A 19,055-nucleotide genomic window follows, 5' to 3' on the forward strand; every position below is an offset into this window, starting at 1 on the left:
GTACGGCACGGCCCGCTGGCTCGAGTGACCTCCGAAGAGTCACCTCAAAGTGGATGCACTTGGCCAGCCCCGGATCCAGTACTTCTCGACGCCGGAGTCTTCCATGTGTCGGGACAGCGTCTTGCTGATCTCGATCATGTCAGCGGTTCCCCACTGCCACAGCTCGTAGCGACGCAGCTGTCGATGCAGGCTGTACGCATCGAAGGCGTAGTGGCTGGGGCTGAGTCGGAGGAGTTCGAGCATCTCCTGAACGTACTGAAGGGCCTGTTGCTCGCACGTGTCGCGCTCCTCCCAGGCGGCGGCCAGGATCATCAGCTCGACCATGCTGGACAGCGCCCAGAAGCGATGCTGGAGCTCCACCGCCTTCAAGGCGTCGCGAGTCATGACGGCCGCGGCGGTCCATCGGTCCTGGAAGTCCTGCGCCTCCCACGCTCGGGGATTCAACGCCAGGGTGACGGCCAGGTATTGGACCAGGGCCCAAGAGTCCCGCGCTCCTCCTTGCTGGTAGCAGGAGTGGTAGTACTGCTGGGCCTCCTCCAGGTAATAGCGCCGTTCCTTCTTCAGCTGCTCCGGGCGAAGGTCCTCTTCGGGCTTCACGGGCTCCGCCTCGGTGCGCGCCGGCCCACGTCCCGCTCGGGCTGTACGCGCCCTCCGGGACGCGGGCGAGGTGTTTCGGGCTTCTTCCAACGAGGCGAGCAACAGCCCGATGACCCCCGCCACCTGCTTGCTGGCGCTCGCCAGGACTCCGAGTGCCGAGACCTGCTCCAGGCCTTTGCCTCCCGTAGGGGCCGCGTCCTTCAGCCACTGCATGGCGGTGATCAGATCCTGACGGAACTCGGGGAGTCTGATCCGAGAGGCTTCCAAGCCCTCCTGTTTTTGCCAGGTCTGCTCCAGGAAGTTGTCGATCCGGGACATGACCGCGCCCAGCAGGTCCCGGGCCCGCTTGAAGCCGACCCGCTTCAGCTGGAGGTCGAGATCGACGGGAAGCGCAGCGTACACCACCAGCGAGGCCCAGTCGTGAGTGGAGTCTGGCAGCAAGGCCCGAAGCTTCTTGCGCAGCAGGATGATGGCGTCCCGAGGGTCCGTGCCGCGAAGGAGCTGGGTGTAGATCTCCTCCGCCATGATCACCGAACCCTTGAAGGACAAGGGGAACTGCGAGCCGATGACCAGCGGGATGCCATGCTCATGCAGTTCGTGCGCAACGCTGGCGCCCGGAGCGAGCACTCCCCCCTGATTGGCACTGTCGCAGCTTGCGATCGTCAGGACGACGGGCTTGGACCGCGAGTGCTTCTCATACTGCGCGTTGAGGGGAATCAGCGCCGCCGCGAGCCGCTCGCCGGGGACGACGTCGATCTTGTTCGGGTTCTCGGAGTCATGGAAGGCGAGCCCGTACTTGGGCGTCTCTCCGATGGCACCTTCCACCGCGAAGCCATGCACCAGCAGATGCACATGGGTGTAGGGGATGGAGCCTTCCCGGCAGGCCTCCGCGATGGCCTGCTGGATGGAGGCCACGCTCGCCTCCGGGAGGAGGGTGACGTAGCGGCGGAACTCCTTGTCGAACTCCTCGTCCCCCGGACGATTCACCATGTACGGCTGCAGCGCCTGTTGAATGGCCTGCTTGTGCTCGCGGAGCGGCACGGCCGCCATCGGTGGCGGGGCCGCGGAGATGACCAGGATGCGCACCTGTTCCGGCCAATCGAAGGTGGTCGCCGCAACCCGGCGGGCCTCGCGGGTGATGCAGACGGGACTCACCGTCTGGAGGCTCATGAACTGCCCATGTCCCTGGAGCCCCGTGTAGGCCTTGGCCAGCTCGAAGGGGAGCATCGCCAGCTCGGACGCGGACAGGACGATGCGCAGGTGAATCTTCCGCTTTCCCTCTTCTGGATCGGAAGTGGACAGCTCCGCGGTGAGGGAGTGGATGGACTCCAGCAGGCGGGTGACTTCCTCGGAGGCTTCCCGCAGCGCCACCGAGGCCATGGTCGGCCCCATCTCGTAGCGAAGTTGCTGGATGCGCAGCAGGAGGTCCAAGTGCTCGACCCCGACGCGGACGGTCTCCGCGTCATGGTTGCCGCACAGCGCCAGATAGGGGGTCAGCGGGGAGAGCAGGTGGTTGTGGGCCGGGCCGTGTCGAAGCAGCTCCAGCTTCACGGTGCGGATGGCGCGGGGAAGCTCGGTCGCCGTCGCGGGAGGCAGATCCCGGAGCTCGCCGTCGGAGCGGAGGGAAGTCTCTTTGGCCTTGGGCTCGGACGCACCGCGAGTCGCCGAGGCTTCGCCGTTGCGCTGGGTCTTGGGTGGCTCCATATCCCTCCCCTGGAGCGGCTCAGTCTTGGCCAGGGAGTCTGACGGCGCAAGAACTGGGACGGCTCCTCCTGGCCCTGTCGTCAGTCGGGAACGTGCTCCCTCCAGGATTGCCACATAAGCTCCGGCGGCATGTTCGCGATCGAGATGCTGCCGGCGGATCACGGCGATTGCCTCGTCATCAGCTACGGCAACGAGAGGCGGCCGAATCGCATCCTCATCGATGCGGGAACGCCCTCCACGTTCAAGCGGCTCCAGCAGTACATCGAGAAGCTTCCCGCCCGGCAGCGGAGCTTCGAGCTGCTCATCGTTACGCACATCGACAGCGACCACATCGGCGGGGTGCTCCCGCTGCTCCGTGCGAACCTCGGCCTCACCTTCGGAGACATCTGGTTCAACGCCTGGCACCACCTGACGCCCCCGGTGAGGAGGTTCCTGGGGCCACAACAGGGCGATCTGCTGGGGAATCTTCTCAGCCAGCGCCCGGATCTTCCTTGGAACAAGGCCTTCGGTGGAGACACCGTGGTCATCCCGGACACGGGTGCCCTGCCGAGCGTCGAGCTGGCGGGAGGCATGACGCTCACCTTGCTCTCTCCCCGTTGGAAGGAGCTCGAGAACCTGGAGAAGTCCTGGACGGATCAGGCCTTTCGCGCGGGGCGGATCCCCGGGGAACTCCCCATGCTGGCGGCCAGCGCTCCAGGGGCGATGGAGCTGCTGGGCGGTTCCTCTCGCATTGAGCAGCTCGCGGCGGCGCGGTTCTTCCCGGACGCGGCGGTCGCCAATGGGAGCAGCATCGCGGTGCTGGCGGAGTATGAGGGGAAGCGGGCCCTGCTGACCGGAGATGCCTTCGCCCCCGTGCTCACGGAGTCCATCCAACGACTCCCTGGTTTCGAGAAGCGCCTCACGGTGAATGCCGTCAAGCTCCCGCACCATGGCAGCGAGTCGAACGTGAGCCGGGAACTGCTCCATGTCCTCAAGAGCAACCGGTACCTCGTCTCCACCAATGGGAAGATCTTCAAGCACCCCGACGAAGTCGCCATCGCCCGTGTCCTCGAGGAGGGTGGGGGAAGTGCCAGGATCTTCTTCAACTACAAGAGCCTGACGACACTCCCCTGGAAGACGAAGCGGATTGCCAAACGCTCAGCCAGAGGCTCCCCTTTCATCTACCCAGAGCGGGACGAAGAGGGGATTCTCGTGCGGCTCTGATGTCCGCGATGCATTGCCTCGGGTAGCTTCCCGATTCGGAGGAACAAAGGATGCCCACCGCGCTCGAAGAGTCCGCCAAACTCGTCATCATCGGTCGGTCGAGTTCACACTTCACGCGCATCACGCGGATCTTCGCCGCGGAGCTGCGCGTCGACTACACCCTGCAGGTGGTGCGCGATCTCATGTCCTCCAATGCAGGGGACTACGGCGGCAACCCCGCGCTCAGAATACCGGTTCTGCAGACGCCTCAAGGAGTCTGGTTCGGTGCGCTCAATGTCTGTCGCGAGCTCTGGCGGCGGTCGAGTCGCAGGCCCCGTGTGGTATGGCCGGAGGAGTTCGACAAACCGGTGCTGGCCAATGCTCAGGAACTCATTCTCCAGGCCATGGCGACGGAAGTGGCGCTGATCATGGCGAAGGCGGCGGATGCCAGCGACAGCAACGTTCACAACGCCAAGATGCGAACGGGACTGGCCAACATGATGTCGTGGCTGGAGGAGAACGTGAGCGCCGCGCTCGCCGCACTCCCGCCGGATCGGGACCTGAGCTTTCTGGAGGTCACGCTCTTCTGCCTCGTGAAGCACTTGGAGTTTCGGAACGTGTTGCCGACGGACGGCTACGCGGAGCTGAACAAGTTCTGTCAGCAGTTCGCAACGCGGGCTTCCGTCAGTGAGACCCCGTTTCGCTTCGACACGTGAGAAGAGGCGAGCCTCGCGCCTGAAGTAGCGCGAAAGGTTACGACTGGCGGGCCGCTGTGGCAGTTCATGTTACCCGGAGGGCCGCGAGCGCTCCTGCGCTCCGTGGAGCACAGGGGGTGGGGCGTTGGCCCGTTCTGTGCTCTTGGGAGCCTTGATCTGCTGAGAAAGGCTCATGGCGTGAACACGAAGTTGCTTGCGTTGGTCCTCTTTGTTGCTGGGTGGGTTTTCCCCACGGCTGCCCTGGCCACCGATGTGATGGGGCCCCTTGCTGCCAATACGACGTGGACGGCCGCGGGCAATCCCTGGGTGTTGACTGGCGACGTGACAGTCCCGCAGGGCATCACGTTGACGATCGATCCGGGCGTACGGATCAAATTCGCGGAGACGGATGGCCTGAGCTCGGGTTATGACTTGACCAAGGTCGAGCTCATCGTTCAGGGCACCCTGAATGTCCAAGGCACCAGCGCCTCCCCCGTGACGATGAACGCCTACCGGGCTTACGGCATCTTCGTCCAGGGCACAGCCACCCTCAACTACGCCCACCTCATCGACGGCGCCGAGTGTCTGGGCGTCTTTGGCGGCACCGCCACTGTCACTCACAGCACCTTCGAAAGCTGCGCCGTGGCCCTCTACACCTACGAGGGGATGACCCACATGAGCTACAGCCTGGTGATCGAGAATGGCGTCAGCCCCAGTTCAAAATACGCCCTCATGATCGCAGGGTCCGCGGACATCATCCACAACACCATCACGGGCAATACCTACGGCGGCATCTGGGTCTTCAACTTCACCGGCACCGCCAACATCTACGACAACATCATCACCTCCAACGATCAGTACGGCATCCACTTCGTCTCCGTCACCAACCCCACGCGGTCCGTTCACCACAACGACGTCTGGAACCACGCGACCAACTACACCCGGGTCGCTGCTGGCACCGGCAGCATCTCCGCCAACCCCCGCTTCGTCAGCGACACCAGCTTCGTGCTCCAGACCGCGTCGCCGTGTCGGAACGCCGCGTCCGACGGAACGGATATGGGCGCGTTCCCCAGCATTCCTCCGCCTGCCGCGTCCATCGTCGTGACGCCCTCGTCCCACACCATGGCAGTGCAGGGCACGAAGCAGTTCAGCGCTACGGCGTACGACGCCTCCGGCAACCCGCTCCCGAACGCCGTCATCACCTGGGCCGCGTCCGCAGCCGCGGGCTCGGTTAGCTCGAGCGGCCTGTTCACCGCGGGCTGCACGCCTGGGACGTACACGGCCGCGGTGACCGCGACGGTGGAAGGTCACTCGGCCATCGCGAATGTGACGCTCCAGCCTGGAGCCGCCGCGACGATCAGTCTCTCACCCTCGACCGCTACCGTGCCCATCCATGGCATTCAGACGTTCACGGCGACCGTCAAGGATGCCTGTGGCAACGCCCTGCCTGCGGAGCAGGTGAGCTGGGGCGTGACCGGCGGCGGTACCATCAGCTCCAGCGGAGTGTTCACCGCGGGCACCACCCCGGGCACCTTCACCAACGCTGTCACCGCTCAGAGCGGCTCCTTGAGCGCGAGCGCCACCGTGACTGTCACGCCCGGCGCTCTGGCCAGCCTCGAGGTGGCGCCGGCAACGGCCACCCTGTCCATCAACGGCACCCAGCAGTTCACGGCGACGGGCAAGGACTCGGCCGGCAACACCGTGCCCGCGTCCATCACCTGGAGCGTCGTCAACGGCGGTGGCTCCATCAACCCCTCCGGCCTGTTCACCGCAGGCACGGTGGCTGGAACCTTCGCCCAGACGGTCAAGGCCACCAGCGGCACGCTGTCCGCGACGGCGAGCGTCACGGTGAACCCAGGGCCGATCCAGAGCGTGGCGGTGGCGCCTGCGTCCGTGACACTGCCGGCGCGTGGCGCACGGCAGTTCACCGCTACAGCTACCGATGCCTGGGGTAACACCGTCTCTGGCACACCGGCGTGGACGGTCCAGCCGGCCGCGGTGGGCACCATCGATGCGACGGGCTCGTTCACCGCCGGTGGCACCGCCGGCTCCTACCCGGCCGCAGTGACCGCGACGCTCGGCGGAGTGAGCGGCTCGGCCAGCGTGACGATCTCCGCGAGCTCGCTGGCGAGGATTGTGGTCTCTCCCTCCGCTGTCACGCTGGAGCCTCTCGCCGTGCGTCAGTTCACCGCTCAGGGCCAGGACGCGGATGGCAACGTCGTGTCCATCACGCCCGCCTGGTCAGTGGTGAGTGGGGCCGGCAGCATCACTCAGGACGGCCTCTTCACCGCCACCCAGGCCCCTGGCTCCTACCTGAACAGCGTGGTCGCCACGGCCAACGGAGTGACCGGCACCTCCTCCATCACCGTGACTGCCGGTGGCATCCAGCGCGTGGCGCTCTCCCCGCAGAACCCGACTGTCGCCGTGAATGGAACCATCGCGTTCAGCGCGAAGGCCTTCGACGCGTTCGACAACGAGCTGCCCCAGCTCACCGCCACCTGGGAGGTCGTCAACGGTGGCGGCACCCTCGATGCCTCGGGCGTCTTCACCGCCGGAGCCACGAGCGGAGCCTTCGCGAACACCGTCAAAGTCACCCTGGGCGGCCTGAGCGCCACCACTTCCGTGACCGTCTCGACCGACGTCGACGGTGATGGCCTTTCCGACGCGTGGGAGCTCGCCCACGGGCTCGATCCGAGCCAGCCGGGTGATGCTTCGCTCGACCCGGACGGCGACACGCTTTCCAACCTGTCTGAGTTCCAAGCGGGGACGAACCCCCAAGACGCGGACACGGATGATGACGGCGCACTCGATGGCAAAGAGCAGCGCCCCTCCGAGGACACGGACGGCGACGGCCTGCCGAACGCACGGGACCCGGACAGCGACAATGATGCCCTGTTCGACGGGATGGAGATGGCGGTCGCCTCGCCCCACGCGAACACCGACACGTCCAAGGGCCGGTTCATCGCCGACACGAACCCGGCGACCAGCACGGCTCCGCTCATCGCGGACACGGATGGCGATGGACGCAAGGACGGCGAGGAGGACGCAAATCACAACGGCAAGGTCGACTCGGGTGAGACGGACCCGAACCACCCCGACACGTTCTGCAGCGCGACTCCGGAATGCGGCAGCGGCCAGGTGTGCGAGGCCGGAGTGTGTGTGGACGACACCTCCGCTCCGGAAGAAGGCGGAGGAGGTTGCGGCTGCAACGGTTCGGGTGCCGGAGCCTCGGTGTTTGGCCTGTTGCTGCTGTCGATTCTCGGGCGCGTGGGTGCCCGGCGACGGTGAGGCCGCCATGGCCACGGCGGAGGGCACACCGGGGCAGACCCAGGCACACGCGGCCCTCTGCGCCTACAGCTCCCGCCAGCTGCTATTGCTTTGCCTGAGTCGGTCGCGTGGGACTATTCACGCGCACCATGAGAAACATTGTTGCTCTTGGAGTGAAGTCCTCCCTGCGGCAGGCCAGCCTGGCGCTGGTCTTGGCGCTGGGGCTGTTTCCGCGAACCGGGCTTCGGGCGCAGACGTGGAACGCCGCGGATGTGCTCGGGCCGGACGGCATCATCTACCCCGATTGGTCCTTCGCCGGTGTACCCGGTGGCATTCCGACCGGCGGGGCCGACTGCGGGTCGGTCACCCTGCAGGGCGCCGTGGCGAACGACAACCTGGATGACTCGGCGGCGCTGGAGGCCGCGGCCACCGCGTGCGGACAGGCGGGAGGCGGCGTCATCAGCATTCCCGCCGGTAGCTTCCACCTGGACCGGCCGATCTTCATCAAGCACTCCGGCGTGGTGCTGCGCGGCGCGGGCCGGGACACCACGAAGCTCATCTTCCGCTTCGCCGCGCCGTCCCAGGATGTCGCCTTCTTCTTCCCGTCGGGCGTCAGCAACAACACGCTCGCCAAGAACAACTGGCTCGAGGTCCACGCCGATCCCACGGATCTCCAGCGCCTCAGCATCAAGTACAACGGCCAGGTCGTGTCCGAGCGCCTGCGCTCCACCGGCCACTGGGGCGCGAGCTTCTCCCTGCGGGTCACCGGGAGCACTCTGGCGGGCAAGTCCGGCTATGGCAGCGCCAAGTCCTTCGTAGCAGAGGCGGAGTACCCCAACGGTCTGATCCGAACCGAGACGGTCTCGCTCACGCTGAACAACGCCCAGGATGCCAACGCCATCCCGAACACGGGCTACCTGGGCGCCATCAACTTCAATGGCACGGGCCGCATGGGCAACACGTTCCTGCTCGCTCAGGACGGCCTGCGAGGTCAGACGTCGCTGACGCTGAGCTCCGGCCACACCGTCGTCGCGGGCGACTTCCTGGAGATCTTCGCGGAGGCCACCGCGCGTTGGAATGACGAGGTCGACAACGCCTGCACGACCAGCACCAACTTTCGCCGCTACCAGGTGAAGGCGGTGGCGGTCAGCGGCAACGTCGTCACCCTCAATCAGCCCCTGCGCATCGACTTCCCGACCATCGATGGCAGCTACGTGCAGAAGTTCACGCCGATGACCGGCAACGGCGTGGAGAGCCTCACCCTGGAGCAGACGCAGAACATCTGGACCAACGGCATCATCTTCAACTGGGCCTGGGGCAGCTGGGCTCGGAACGTGCGGGTCAACAAGGCGGGCCGGTTCCCGCTCTACTTCAACGCCAGCAAGTTCTGCGAGATCCGCGACAGCATCATCGATGATGCCTGGTTCAAGGGTGATGGCGGCACGGCGTACGTCGGCTTCGAGTACGCCTATGACTGCCTGATGGACGGGGTGACCACCTACGAGATGCGCCATGGGCCGCTCGTCCAGTGGTCGGCGGCGGGCAACGTGGTGCGGCGCAGCAAGTTCGTGAACAGCGACATCCAGTGGCATGCGGGCTGGACGAACGAGAACCTCTTCGAGCAGGTCACCGTGGAGTCCAACCGTGGCACCGGCGCCTACGGCTACGGAATGTGGGCCTCTCCGCCCGAGGACACCGCGCACGGCCCGAACGGCCCGCGCAACGTCGTCTACAACAGCGACGTGACGTCACCGAAGCTCGGTGCCTGGCTGGGCGGCATGAACCGGGGCTGGATCTTCGCCTACAACCGCATCCAGAGCGACTCCGGCGAGGGCCTCTTCGCCAAGGACAGCAGCAGCGACCACACCATCACCGGCAACGTCTTCTCCTTGAGATCGGCCGGCTCTGGCATCCGCCTGGAGACCAACGACTGCACGGGCGTGAAGCTCACGAGCAACGACTTCTACGGCGTGCAGAGCCCCACGGCCATCTCGACCGGAGCGGGCACGCCCGCCGTGGCGCAGAACAACACCACCGTCGATGTGCTCTCGCCGTCCCTCTTCACCAACCCGGGCTTCGAGAGCGGCTGGACGGGGTGGACGCAGGACGCGTCGGACGGCGGGATGAGCCAGCTGTCCGCCTCCGCCGCATACCAGGGCTCCCAGGGCCTGCGGGTGACGGATGCGAGCTCTACGTTGGGCTCCTCCGTCCACTCGGCCGCCTTCGCCGTCCAACCCAACAAGACCTACGGTGTTCGGTACTGGCAGCGCATCGTCAGTGGCAGCAACGGGGGCATGGGGCTCTACATCCAGTTCTTCTCCAGCAGCGGCTCGCAGCTCCAGAGCCGCGCCATTGGCCTGGTGTCTGGGAGCAACTGGCAGCGTGTCCTCGTCCGGGAGACGGCTCCTCCGGGCGCCGCCACGGCCCAGATCTGGCTGCACTCCTACAGCAACGGCATCGTCACCGCGGACTTCGACCAGTTCGAGTTCGGTGAGCTCGCCCCCGAGCTGGGCAATGGCGGGTTCGAGAGCAGCCTGACCTCCTGGGACACGAGCGGCGACAACGGCATGAGCCAGGCCTCCACGTCGGCGAAGTACAGCGGCACCTACGGCCTGCGGGTGACCGACAGCAGCGCCACCCTTGGCTCCTCGCTGCGCTCCGCGCGCCTGACCGCCCAGGCAGGGTGGACCTACCAGGTGCGCTTCTGGGCCCGGCAGCTTTCGGGGACCGGCGTCGCGATCCACCTCCGGTTCCTCGACAGCGCCCAGCAGGAGCTCAGCCAGAGCCTCAAGTCGCTGCCCGCGCAGGCCGAGTGGCGCGAGTACACGGTCCGGGCGGACGCCCCCGCGAACACCGCCTCGGTGGAGGTGTGGATCCGCTCGGGAGACACCTCCCAGGTGACGGCCGACTTCGATGATCTGCTCTTCTCCGAGAGCCCGCCTCGCCCAACTCCCGCTGTCGCCTCCATCTTCGAGTGGCAGCGCAACCCGGTCTTCCCCCTGCCCAACCCGGGCTTCGAGTCCGGCCTCGCGGGATGGGACATGACCAGTGACAACGGGATGAGCCTGGCCACGTCCACCGCGGCGCGCTCGGGTGGCCAGGGCCTTCGCGTGACGGATGCCAGCACCTCGGTTGGCTCCTCGGCCTACAGCCCGTCGTACTTCGTTCAGCCGGGCAGGAGCTACCGGCTCCTGTTCTGGAGCCGCGTCGTATCGGGCAACAGCGGCATGGGGGTCTACATCAAGTTCCATGACGCGAACGGGGCGGAGATCACCTCCGCCACCGTCAACCGCACCGTGCCCAACAGCGCGACCAGCTGGACCCAGCTCCAGGTCAACGGCGTGGCACCCGCCAACGCCGTGACCGCTCGGATCTGGCTCCACAGCTACGGAGCTTCGGTCGTCACCGTCGATCTCGACGACCTGGAGTTCATCCGGCTGTAGCCACGCCGGCGAACGTCTCCAGGAGGCTCAGTAGGGCTGGAGCTCGCAGCGCTGCCGCGGGTACTGGGGGTCATAGGGGCAGGGATCGACCCACGTCGAGTAGCGCGTGACGTAGTAGGGCCCGATGGTGAACGCCGCGCCCTGCCCGAAGAGCCGCGAGCTGTGCTGGCTGGTCTCGTCCGCGAACGAGAGCGCGGACGAAGTCCCCACCGGAGGCAGGAAGTAGAACCCAGGGGTGCTGGACAGCCGTACCAGTCCAGCACCCCAGTTCATGGAGCCATCCAGCAGCGAGAACATGCCCATGCCGCAGTTGAGCTGGCGCATGACCACCGCCTGCTCCGTGCCCCCATGGTCGATGACCATCCACTGGCGGTCGATGCGATAGCCGGGCTGGGTGACGGTGAAGACGACCACGCCATCGAGGATCCACGTCACCGTGCGCGCCATGCGATCATAGGAGATCGTCATCTGGTGGGTCTGGCTCGGCGTCCGCGCCTTCACCGGGATGGCGTAGGTGAAGGCCGCGTAGTGGTTGGTCGCGGTGCGTCCGAAGGGCAGGCGCTCGTAGATGACGTAGACGCGCTGGTTGGTGAGCATGAAGTCGAAGACCATGTTGCTCTCGAAGTCGACGGTGTTCATCGCGACTCCGGCCAGGCGCAGGTCATCCTGGGCGTTGCTCACCAGCCCTCCGAAGGGGTGGTACTCGGTGCCGAACGTCTGAGCGCTCAGGGAGGTGCTGCACTCGAGCGCCTCCCGGAAGCCCACGTTGAAGCCCGGGAAACCCCAGGAAGACGTCGTGTTCATGTAGGCCAACCACTTGACGTGGTCGATCCCGCCCGGCAGCCCGCTGGACGCCTCGGGGGCCACGCTGAGGGTGTAGGCCGGCTTGCCGGTGCTGGGGTTGGTGCCCGGGGCGCGGACATACATCCCGCCCGCATAGGGAGTCGTCAGTCCGTTGTTGCCCGTGAACCCGCCCGCCTTGAAGTAGGTCCACTTCGCGCCGGCTGTATCCACCGAGAAGCCGTTGGCGAAGTTGTCCCACACCACCGACATCTCGTCCGCGGGCGCCGCGCTGGGGACCAGCGCGCTCAGCAACACCGCTCCGAGCACCCACTGCCTGAGCTTCATCGTCATGGAGTCCCTCCCGTTTAATTCTGCTTTTATTGGAAAAGCAGAATTTCATGGTAACGCACCAGGAGTGCGCGGGAGAAGACTCGGCGTGGCCGAATGTCCGCGGCGGGCTCGAAACCTGGGGTGAGCCCGCCGCGAGGTGTGCCTTCGTTAGAGGGACTGCAGGAACCGGATGAGCGCGGCCCTGTCGGCGGCGGACAGGTTGGCGAAGGCGTTCTTGGACGCGTTCGCCTCGCCGCCGTGCCAGAGGATGGCCTCCGTCAGGTTCCGGGCCCGGCCGTCATGCAGGTAGGCCTCGCCGCCGCTGACGCCGGCCGTCAGGCCAATGCCCCACAGCGGCGGGGTGCGCCACTCCGAGCCCGAGGCCGTGCCCTCGGCCAGGTTGTCGGCGAGGTTCGGGCCCATGTCATGCAGCAGCAGGTCCGTGTAGGGGTGGATCGTCTGGCCGCGCAGCTCCGCGTTGGGGTGGTAGGGGCTCGTGGTCAGGGTCTGCCTGTGGCAGCTGGCGCAGCCCGCATTCTGGAAGAGCGTCTCTCCCCGGAGCGCCTGGGTGTTGGTCAGGTCACGGCGCGCAGGGACGCCCAGCAGGGCGATGTAGCGGGTGATCTTGTCGAGGTCCGCATCGCTCAGCTCCGTGCTGGTCCCCGAGCAGCCCTGCTGCGAGGAGCCGCAGTCCAAGGACCGGAAGACGGAGGAGGTGACGCCCAGGTCGCCGTTGAAGGCCTCGGCGATCTGGTGCCGCAGGCGCGCCGAGCCCGCCTTCCACCCGAAGCGGCCCATGCGCGTCTGGCCCGTCTGCGGATCCGTCACGGTCCGCATGCGCCCGGAGATGCCGTCCCCGTTGCTGTCATTGGGGTCCGCCAGGGCGGAGATGCTGCTCTCGGGCACCGCCTCCAGCAGGCCCATGCCGACGAGCTGGGGCGTGATGCGCGCCGAGTGGGCGGCGGGGATGACGTTCAGGAAGGAGTAGACCGGCTTGCGCAGCTGGTAGGTGGTGCCGTCGCCGAACTGCCCGTTGGTCGTGGTCCACGAGCCAATGCGGACATCCGCCTCGGGGGTGCCGCTGGTGCTGCGAGGCTGCAGCTTGGAGCCCAGCTGGGGATCCGGGTTGCCGTTGGCCTGGCCCACGCGGACCACGAAGTTGCCCAGGGTGGTGTTGGTGGTGGTGGGCGGCAGACCGCGCCCGTTGTTCACGTGGCACGCGACGCAGGAGCGGCTGATGTAATTGGTGCCCAGCTTGTTCACATGCTCGTTGAACACGGGGTTACCCGGCTCGGAGTGGCTGCCATTGCCGAAGTCGGTGTGGTGGATGCGGCGCCCCTCGACGAAGGGCTGCGTGTTCACCGGCGCCAGGTTCAGCGCCATCTGCATGAAGCGCTCGGGGGGCTCGTTCGAGTACGGCGCGTTCAGCGTGGTCCGGCCACCGCTCCAGCCCGCCTCGGGCATCGGGAAGGAGTCCAGCGTCGCGCCCACGCCCTCGAACGGCACGATGCCGCCACTGCCGACGATGTAGAGCCAGGCACCCGAGTAGTAGTTGAAGCGGCCCTCCACCGGCTGCTTCAGGAAGACGCCGATCTCGATCTCCATGCGATCGCCGATCCGGATCGCCCGGCCTTCCTTGGCGTTGTAGTTGACGCTGGCGGTGTAGAGGTAGTCATTGACCTTGGTGAAGGTCCCGTTGTGGAAGTACTCCGCCACCGTGTTGAGGCCCCGGAAGAACGCCCGGAAGTTCGTTCCGTCATGCGGGTAGGTGGTGTGCATGTTGACGGTGATCTGGCTGCCGCCCTTGGCCACCTCGTCGATGATGTCGACGTAGAAGGTGCGGTTGGTGAAGTACAGCGGCAGGAAGTGGTCATACGCCTGGAACTGGGACTCGCGAGCATGGCGGTCGCGCACGCGCTCACCCACGTGCGTAATCACCGCCTGGGCCGTGTTCTCGACCAGCGCGGGCTCCAGCGCCGTCGAGCTGTTGAACAGCGGCACCACGGGGCCACCAGCGCCAGCATCGGGCGTCCCCGCGTCCGGAGTGCCAGAGTCGGGAGTGCCAGAGTCCGGAGTGCCCGCGTCAGGCGGCGCGGTGCTGCCATGGGTATAGCGGGCCATGGGAGTGTCGTAAGCGCAGTTACACGCCACATCCCAGTAGGTGAAGTTGTAATCAATGACATCGCCCGCGACGAGGCTGCTCACCGTGTATTGGTTCCGGCCGTTGGTGACCGTCATCCTGACGTTGAGCTGGCCCCCGTTGTTGAGGCGGTAGTGGATGTCCGCCCAGGACGTGGTGTTGATGAAGACGATGGCGGAGCTACCCGAGCCCTGTGCGCCGTAGGCAGGGGCGGCAAAGCCATCCACTGCCCACAAGGTAGACACCAGCGTGGCAACGACGATTGCGGTTGATCGGGACGACATGGCGGCGCAATGCCCCTTTCTCTCCAAGGCTTCGGTGGACGCTTTGACTCCAGCGAAACCAGCTTAAGCTGTGAAAACGTATTCACGGAAGGTGAAAGGGGCGATTGTCTGAAATCGGACGCTTTCCGGCGGGATTCAGGGGTCGTCGGAGGTGGGTTGACGCGCTGAGTCGAAGACGGGGTAGTAGCACCCGCCCGCCCACTCGTAGCCCTCGTCACCGCAGGGCGGCTTGACCCGGGCGAGCTCGATCCAGCATCCGCCGTTGACCGGCACTTGTGCCTGGCGAGGGCACTGGCCGTCTCCATTGGGTCTGAGCTGTCCAGGGAAGGGGCGGCGAGGCATGTCGAGCCAGAGGCCGGCTCTGGATTGGGGCTGGGAGGCGCTCGCGATGGGCGCGGCGATCACGATGTCCGCGAGCCCCACGGTGCCGCCATCCCAGGACACTCCGGCGTCCGGCGTCTCCTCTGCCGCCTGAGCCACGGGTGGCGGGGCTTCCGCAGGCCATTGGGAAGCGGGCTCCTGGGAAGCCAACGCCCAGGTGAGCAGCACTCCCGCGCTGGCCGCCGCGAGCCAGGTGGAGCGCCGCTCCCATGCCCGGGCCCACCGTGAGCGAGGCCCTGGCTTCGAGGTGCGCTCCGTGGGCGCCATGCAGGGCCGGGGGAGGAGAGGCAGGTCCGCTTCGGGGCCCGCGTGCCGCGCTGCCTCCTCCAGCGCCTGGGCCAGTTTGGCTGCGCTTTCACGGGCCCCGGGCTCCTCCGAGAGCATGCGCAGGATGATGGCGCCCAGGGGCTCGCTCACGGTCACCAGCTCTCCCGGAGGCAGCAGGGCAGGAGGTGGCGGGCAGCGGGGATACTCCTCGCGCTGGGGTGCCGTTCCGGCCGGGGGATAGATGCCGGTCACCATCCGGTACGCCATCACGCCCAGTGCGTACACGTCATCCGCGGGCGGGTACTCGTAGTGGGCGTCCAGGTCGCGCTGGAAGCGCCACTGGAAGCGCAGCGCCTGGGGACTGCGGTAGTGCGGCGTCCCCGGAGGAATCGGCGTGTCCGTGAGCGGGCGAGCGCCGACGTAGCTGCCCACGCCAAAGTCCGTGAGGAAGGCCTGGCCCTTGCGCCCCACCAGCACGTTGTCTCCTTTAACGTCCCGATGCACACCCTGGAGCGCATGCGTGGCTTCCAGGGCGCGGGCCACCTGGGCCAGCAGCCGCATCGCCTGACGGGAGGTGGGCCGCTGCTGCTCGGCCCACTCGTACAGCGTCACGCCCTCCACCCACTGCATGACGAGGAAGGGGAAGGGCGGCCCTTCCGGAGGCTGCCACCAGCCGCTGTCCACCAGGGCCGGCACGCTGGGATGGCGCATGCGCGCGAGCAATTCCGCCTCGCGCGCGAAGCGCGGGTCTCGCGGGTACAAGGCGAGCTTGAGGGCCACGGGCTCGCCGGGCTCGGGGCCGATCGGAACCGCCCGGTAGACCACCCCATACGTGCCTCGGCCGCGCCGCGCCACCACGCGCCACTTGCCCACGATCGTGCCCGCGGGCAGCGATGCGGGCCCCGCCCCCAAAGACTGTCTGAATTCCATGTGGAGCCTCTCGGTGGAGGACGACGGCCTCCACGCGCGAGCACCCTACTCGATCAGTAGGGTGACTGCAGCCCGTTGCCATGGGTAGGCGTTCGCGCCTCACACAGGCCTGCTCCGGTGCTTGCGTGCATAGAGGCTGTCTGCCAGGGTCCCTCCCATGCAGACGACTCGACCCTTTCGGATCCTGGGCATCCAGCAGATCGCTCTCGGCGGGCTCGACAAAGGCGCGCTGCGCCGGCTCTGGGTGGACCTGCTGGGGCTCCACCCCCATGGCAACTACCGCAGCGAGCGCGAGAACGTAGACGAGGACATCGTCGTGGCCGGCGCGGGCCCCTTCAAGGTGGAGGTGGACCTGATGCAGCCCATCAACGCCGAGGGCAAGCCGCGCGTACACGATCCCGCGCTCAACCACTTCGGCCTGTGGGTGGATGACCTGCGCGCCGCGGTGACGTGGCTGGAGGGGCAGGGCGTGCGCTTCGCCCCCGGAGGCATCCGCAAGGGCGCGGCAGGCTTCGATGTGACCTTCATCCACCCCAAGGGCAACGAGCAGTTCCCCCTGAGCGGTGAGGGGGTGCTGATCGAGCTGGTCCAGGCCCCCGCCGAGGTCATCTCGGCGTTCGATCGCTTCGCCTTCGCCACGGGCGGGTACTGAGCGCGCGGACGCTCAGGGCGTACACTTCTCGTCGATCGGCTCGATCGCGAAGCGCTCCATCACCTCCGGAGGGATGCGCACGGGCCGGCCGTTGGTCGTGGAGATATAGGCCCACTGCGTCTGGGCCTGGACCAACAGTTGCCCGTCGCTTGCCCGCCGGATGAAGGTCCTCCGGGTGGCGGTGACCGGGCTGACCGCGACGACGCGGGTCTCCACCTCCAACTCGTCGCCGGCGAGCGCCGGGCGCAGGTAGTCCACCTCGTGGCGGCGCACGACGAAGAGGGCTCCTCGCTGCCGGTACTCCTCCAGGCCCAGCCCCACCGAGGCGGAGTGCGCCACGGCCACCTCCTGGATCCACCGGACGTAGACCACGTTGTTCACGTGCTGGAGCTCATCGAGGTCCTGCGGCGCGACCTGGATTCGGATGGAGAAGGGCATGGGGAGCCTCGGCGGAGGCGGAGGTCATATCAGGTGGGCATTACCGGGCGAGACTCGGAGCTACTCCGTGGGCGACTGCCACCCCGAGTCGAGCAGCAGGGCGGAGGAGACCATCACGGTGAGTACACGCACCTCGGGGGTGAGGTCCGGCGCGAGCCAGACGCGGCCCTCGTTGAGGGTCTCCACCGCGGCGACGAGCCGCTCGCCCTGCCGCAGGTGGAAGCCGGCGAAGGCCAAGGAGGCGCCTCCCTCCAGGCGCGTGCTGGACTCGATCTCCAGGGCCACCTCTCCGAGCCGTGCGCGGCCCGTCACCCGCCCGTGGGGATTCGAGAGGTCGCGCCCGGGCTCATGATCGAGCCGGAACTGCCCGGCGGGGAACTCCGGGCCGTCCGCGGCGATGACGCAGTTCACCCGCCGAGGCTGCACGTCCGCCTCCAGGCCCCCCGCCTCGATCCGCTCCCGCGTCACCTGGCACTCCACCGCGCGCGTCTTCTCGCCTTCGGGGGTGCTGCGGAAGCGGTAGGGGGTGGACTCCGCCCGCAGGTTCACACCGCTCACCTTCACGCCGGGCGCGGACGTCCATCCTTGCTGGAAGTCCGTCACCTGGTGCGGGCCGAAGCGCAGCGAGCCGCCGCCGGTCAGCCCCATGTGGCGCTCCACGGGCAGGGCCGGGGCCTGTCCTTTCAGCTCCGACGGCACCGCCATGCGGGCCGCCGTGCAGCCTCCCGAGGCCATGGCCACCACCAGCAGCGCTCCCCAAACCATCCCGTGCGTCGTCATCGTGCTCTCCCAGAAGCAGGTCTGTTCTCTGGACTCCCCAGGGCCCGAAAAATGGGAACCCCGAGTTGCACGCGGCTAAATTTTCACCTTTTCCCGAGGCGAATCGGGCACTTGAGGATCACGTCGGGGAGAGCAGCCCTTGCTCCACCGCGCGCCACAGGATTTCGGCGAGCACGTCCAGCCCCCCCGCGGTCTCCACGCTCGTCTGCGAGGGCCTGCTCGTCCGAACCTCGCCGCCGATGAACATCGGCAGGGGACGGCGGCCCAGGCGGATCAGGCGCTCGTCATGGAAGGCGCCCGGGGTCTTCTCCTTGAGCAGCCGCGCCAGCACGGCGATGTTGGCGGTGCGCGTCGGCTGCATCGCCGCCCCGAGGCAGGAGTAGTCGATCCCCTGCTCACGCAGGGAGATGCGCTGCCCCCCTCGGCCGTAGACGAGGATGACCTGCTCGACCTGCTCCTGATGCGAGCGCACGGTCTTCTCGACCGTCTGGGACGTCTTGAGGCCCTGGGTGGCGATGGCGGTGGCCAGGGAGAACTTCTTCGACTCCTGGACGGAGCTCATCTCGGTGCGCACCGCGCTCACGCCGCGCAGAATGGCGACCACCTCTCCCCAGGGCAGCTCGACTGGCGCCCCGGAGCGAGGCTGGAAGGTCGCCCCCGTGGGTCCGAGCGCGACCGTGCGAGCCACGGTGCGCTCCGAGTCGGAAGGCACCGCCGCGTCCACCGAGAGCACGGCCATGCCCGCTCCGCGCAGCTTGGACACGAGCGCGTCCGCCGGCGCTGGCGCCAGCAGCGCGAGGACCGTGGGGGGCTCTGGCGCCAGGCGCATGCGCGCTTCGGCGAGGGTGAGGCCCAGGGCGTTGCCCAGGCTGCTGGCCGCCTCCTCGGGCTTCGCGGGCGCACGCACCATGGCAACGAGCTTCATGGATCCACCGTACTTCACCTGCTTCGAGGGGGCACTTCGCGTGCGACAAGCAGGGCAACCCCTGGCGGCCATGCCTGCTTGCTCGCTTCCAACAGCCAGGGAGTGTCGCGCCCACGACACCCCAGGGGGCTGGAAGGAATTCGGCTCGGTGGGTTCGTCCATTTCGCGCCCGGGATTCATTCCCCTTTTGCAGGCATCACAGGGGGACGCCATGGGCGGGACAGGGAAAGGCCTTCGGAAGGCCGGGGGGATGGAAG

At 67.2% G+C, this 19,055-nt stretch carries 11 protein-coding genes and 1 pseudogene; 5 read left to right on the forward strand and 7 right to left on the reverse strand.

What is annotated here, in order from left to right; translation table 11 throughout:
- Positions 1 to 39: 39 nt before the first annotated feature.
- Positions 40 to 2,301, reverse strand: coding sequence for a CHAT domain-containing protein (locus tag SYV04_RS23195; protein ID WP_321548044.1), 2,262 nt, complete (start codon positions 2,299 to 2,301; stop codon positions 40 to 42).
- Between the two features lie 129 nt (positions 2,302 to 2,430).
- Between SYV04_RS23195 and SYV04_RS23200 the strand changes: the two genes are divergently transcribed.
- From SYV04_RS23200 to SYV04_RS23215, 4 genes and pseudogenes are all read left to right on the forward strand, one after another.
- The gene (locus SYV04_RS23200) at positions 2,431 to 3,504 is read left to right on the forward strand and encodes a ComEC/Rec2 family competence protein (RefSeq protein ID WP_321548045.1); all 1,074 of its coding nucleotides are present in this window, start codon (positions 2,431 to 2,433) and stop codon (positions 3,502 to 3,504) included.
- Between the two features lie 50 nt (positions 3,505 to 3,554).
- Positions 3,555 to 3,758, forward strand: a pseudogene (locus SYV04_RS43780) (glutathione S-transferase N-terminal domain-containing protein); the annotation flags it as partial.
- Between the two features lie 762 nt (positions 3,759 to 4,520).
- Positions 4,521 to 7,466: a right-handed parallel beta-helix repeat-containing protein gene (locus SYV04_RS23210; protein ID WP_321548047.1), complete on the forward strand. Its 2,946-nt coding sequence runs from the start codon at positions 4,521 to 4,523 to the stop codon at positions 7,464 to 7,466.
- 152 nt (positions 7,467 to 7,618) lie between these two features.
- Positions 7,619 to 10,888: a carbohydrate binding domain-containing protein gene (locus tag SYV04_RS23215; RefSeq protein WP_321548048.1), complete on the forward strand. Its 3,270-nt coding sequence runs from the start codon at positions 7,619 to 7,621 to the stop codon at positions 10,886 to 10,888.
- A gap of 27 nt (positions 10,889 to 10,915) precedes the next feature.
- On the opposite strand, the gene SYV04_RS23220 is transcribed toward SYV04_RS23215, so the two are convergent.
- The 3 genes from SYV04_RS23220 to SYV04_RS23230 form a co-directional block, all read right to left on the reverse strand.
- Positions 10,916 to 12,022: a DUF6081 family protein gene (locus tag SYV04_RS23220; protein ID WP_321548049.1), complete on the reverse strand. Its 1,107-nt coding sequence runs from the start codon at positions 12,020 to 12,022 to the stop codon at positions 10,916 to 10,918.
- 147 nt (positions 12,023 to 12,169) lie between these two features.
- Positions 12,170 to 14,425: a di-heme oxidoreductase family protein gene (locus tag SYV04_RS23225; RefSeq protein ID WP_321548050.1), complete on the reverse strand. Its 2,256-nt coding sequence runs from the start codon at positions 14,423 to 14,425 to the stop codon at positions 12,170 to 12,172.
- Positions 14,426 to 14,560: 135 nt separating this feature from the next.
- A complete protein-coding gene (locus SYV04_RS23230; protein WP_321548051.1) occupies positions 14,561 to 16,003 on the reverse strand; it encodes a serine/threonine-protein kinase in 1,443 nt (480 codons plus the stop codon).
- A 157-nt stretch (positions 16,004 to 16,160) separates the two neighbouring features.
- Here SYV04_RS23230 and SYV04_RS23235 point away from each other — a divergent pair, with 157 nt between their 5' ends.
- The gene (locus SYV04_RS23235) at positions 16,161 to 16,655 is read left to right on the forward strand and encodes a VOC family protein (RefSeq protein WP_321548052.1); all 495 of its coding nucleotides are present in this window, start codon (positions 16,161 to 16,163) and stop codon (positions 16,653 to 16,655) included.
- A 12-nt stretch (positions 16,656 to 16,667) separates the two neighbouring features.
- Here the strand turns inward: SYV04_RS23235 and SYV04_RS23240 are convergent, their stop codons facing one another.
- The 3 genes from SYV04_RS23240 to SYV04_RS23250 form a co-directional block, all read right to left on the reverse strand.
- Positions 16,668 to 17,093 (reverse strand): acyl-CoA thioesterase, encoded by a 426-nt coding sequence (locus SYV04_RS23240; protein WP_321548053.1) that lies wholly within the window; start codon positions 17,091 to 17,093, stop codon positions 16,668 to 16,670.
- Between the two features lie 60 nt (positions 17,094 to 17,153).
- Positions 17,154 to 17,873, reverse strand: a complete 720-nt coding sequence (locus tag SYV04_RS23245) for a hypothetical protein (protein ID WP_321548054.1) — start codon at positions 17,871 to 17,873, stop codon at positions 17,154 to 17,156.
- 118 nt (positions 17,874 to 17,991) lie between these two features.
- Positions 17,992 to 18,798: a hypothetical protein gene (locus SYV04_RS23250; protein ID WP_321548055.1), complete on the reverse strand. Its 807-nt coding sequence runs from the start codon at positions 18,796 to 18,798 to the stop codon at positions 17,992 to 17,994.
- Positions 18,799 to 19,055: the final 257 nt, after the last annotated feature.

This window comes from Hyalangium ruber (assembly GCF_034259325.1).
Lineage (GTDB): Bacteria > Myxococcota > Myxococcia > Myxococcales > Myxococcaceae > Hyalangium_A > Hyalangium_A rubrum.

Excerpts from the sequence above, each read along its gene's own strand:
- SYV04_RS23195 (WP_321548044.1), bottom strand. The coding sequence starts at position 2,301 with ATGGAGCCACCCAAGACCCAGCGCAACGGCGAAGCCTCGGCGACTCGC.
- SYV04_RS23200 (WP_321548045.1), top strand. The coding sequence starts at position 2,431 with ATGTTCGCGATCGAGATGCTGCCGGCGGATCACGGCGATTGCCTCGTC.
- SYV04_RS23220 (WP_321548049.1), bottom strand. The coding sequence starts at position 12,022 with ATGACGATGAAGCTCAGGCAGTGGGTGCTCGGAGCGGTGTTGCTGAGC.
- SYV04_RS23225 (WP_321548050.1), bottom strand. The coding sequence starts at position 14,425 with ATGTCGTCCCGATCAACCGCAATCGTCGTTGCCACGCTGGTGTCTACC.
- SYV04_RS23230 (WP_321548051.1), bottom strand. The coding sequence starts at position 16,003 with ATGGAATTCAGACAGTCTTTGGGGGCGGGGCCCGCATCGCTGCCCGCG.
- SYV04_RS23235 (WP_321548052.1), top strand. The coding sequence starts at position 16,161 with ATGCAGACGACTCGACCCTTTCGGATCCTGGGCATCCAGCAGATCGCT.
- SYV04_RS23240 (WP_321548053.1), bottom strand. The coding sequence starts at position 17,093 with ATGCCCTTCTCCATCCGAATCCAGGTCGCGCCGCAGGACCTCGATGAG.
- SYV04_RS23245 (WP_321548054.1), bottom strand. The coding sequence starts at position 17,873 with ATGACGACGCACGGGATGGTTTGGGGAGCGCTGCTGGTGGTGGCCATG.
- SYV04_RS23250 (WP_321548055.1), bottom strand. The coding sequence starts at position 18,798 with ATGAAGCTCGTTGCCATGGTGCGTGCGCCCGCGAAGCCCGAGGAGGCG.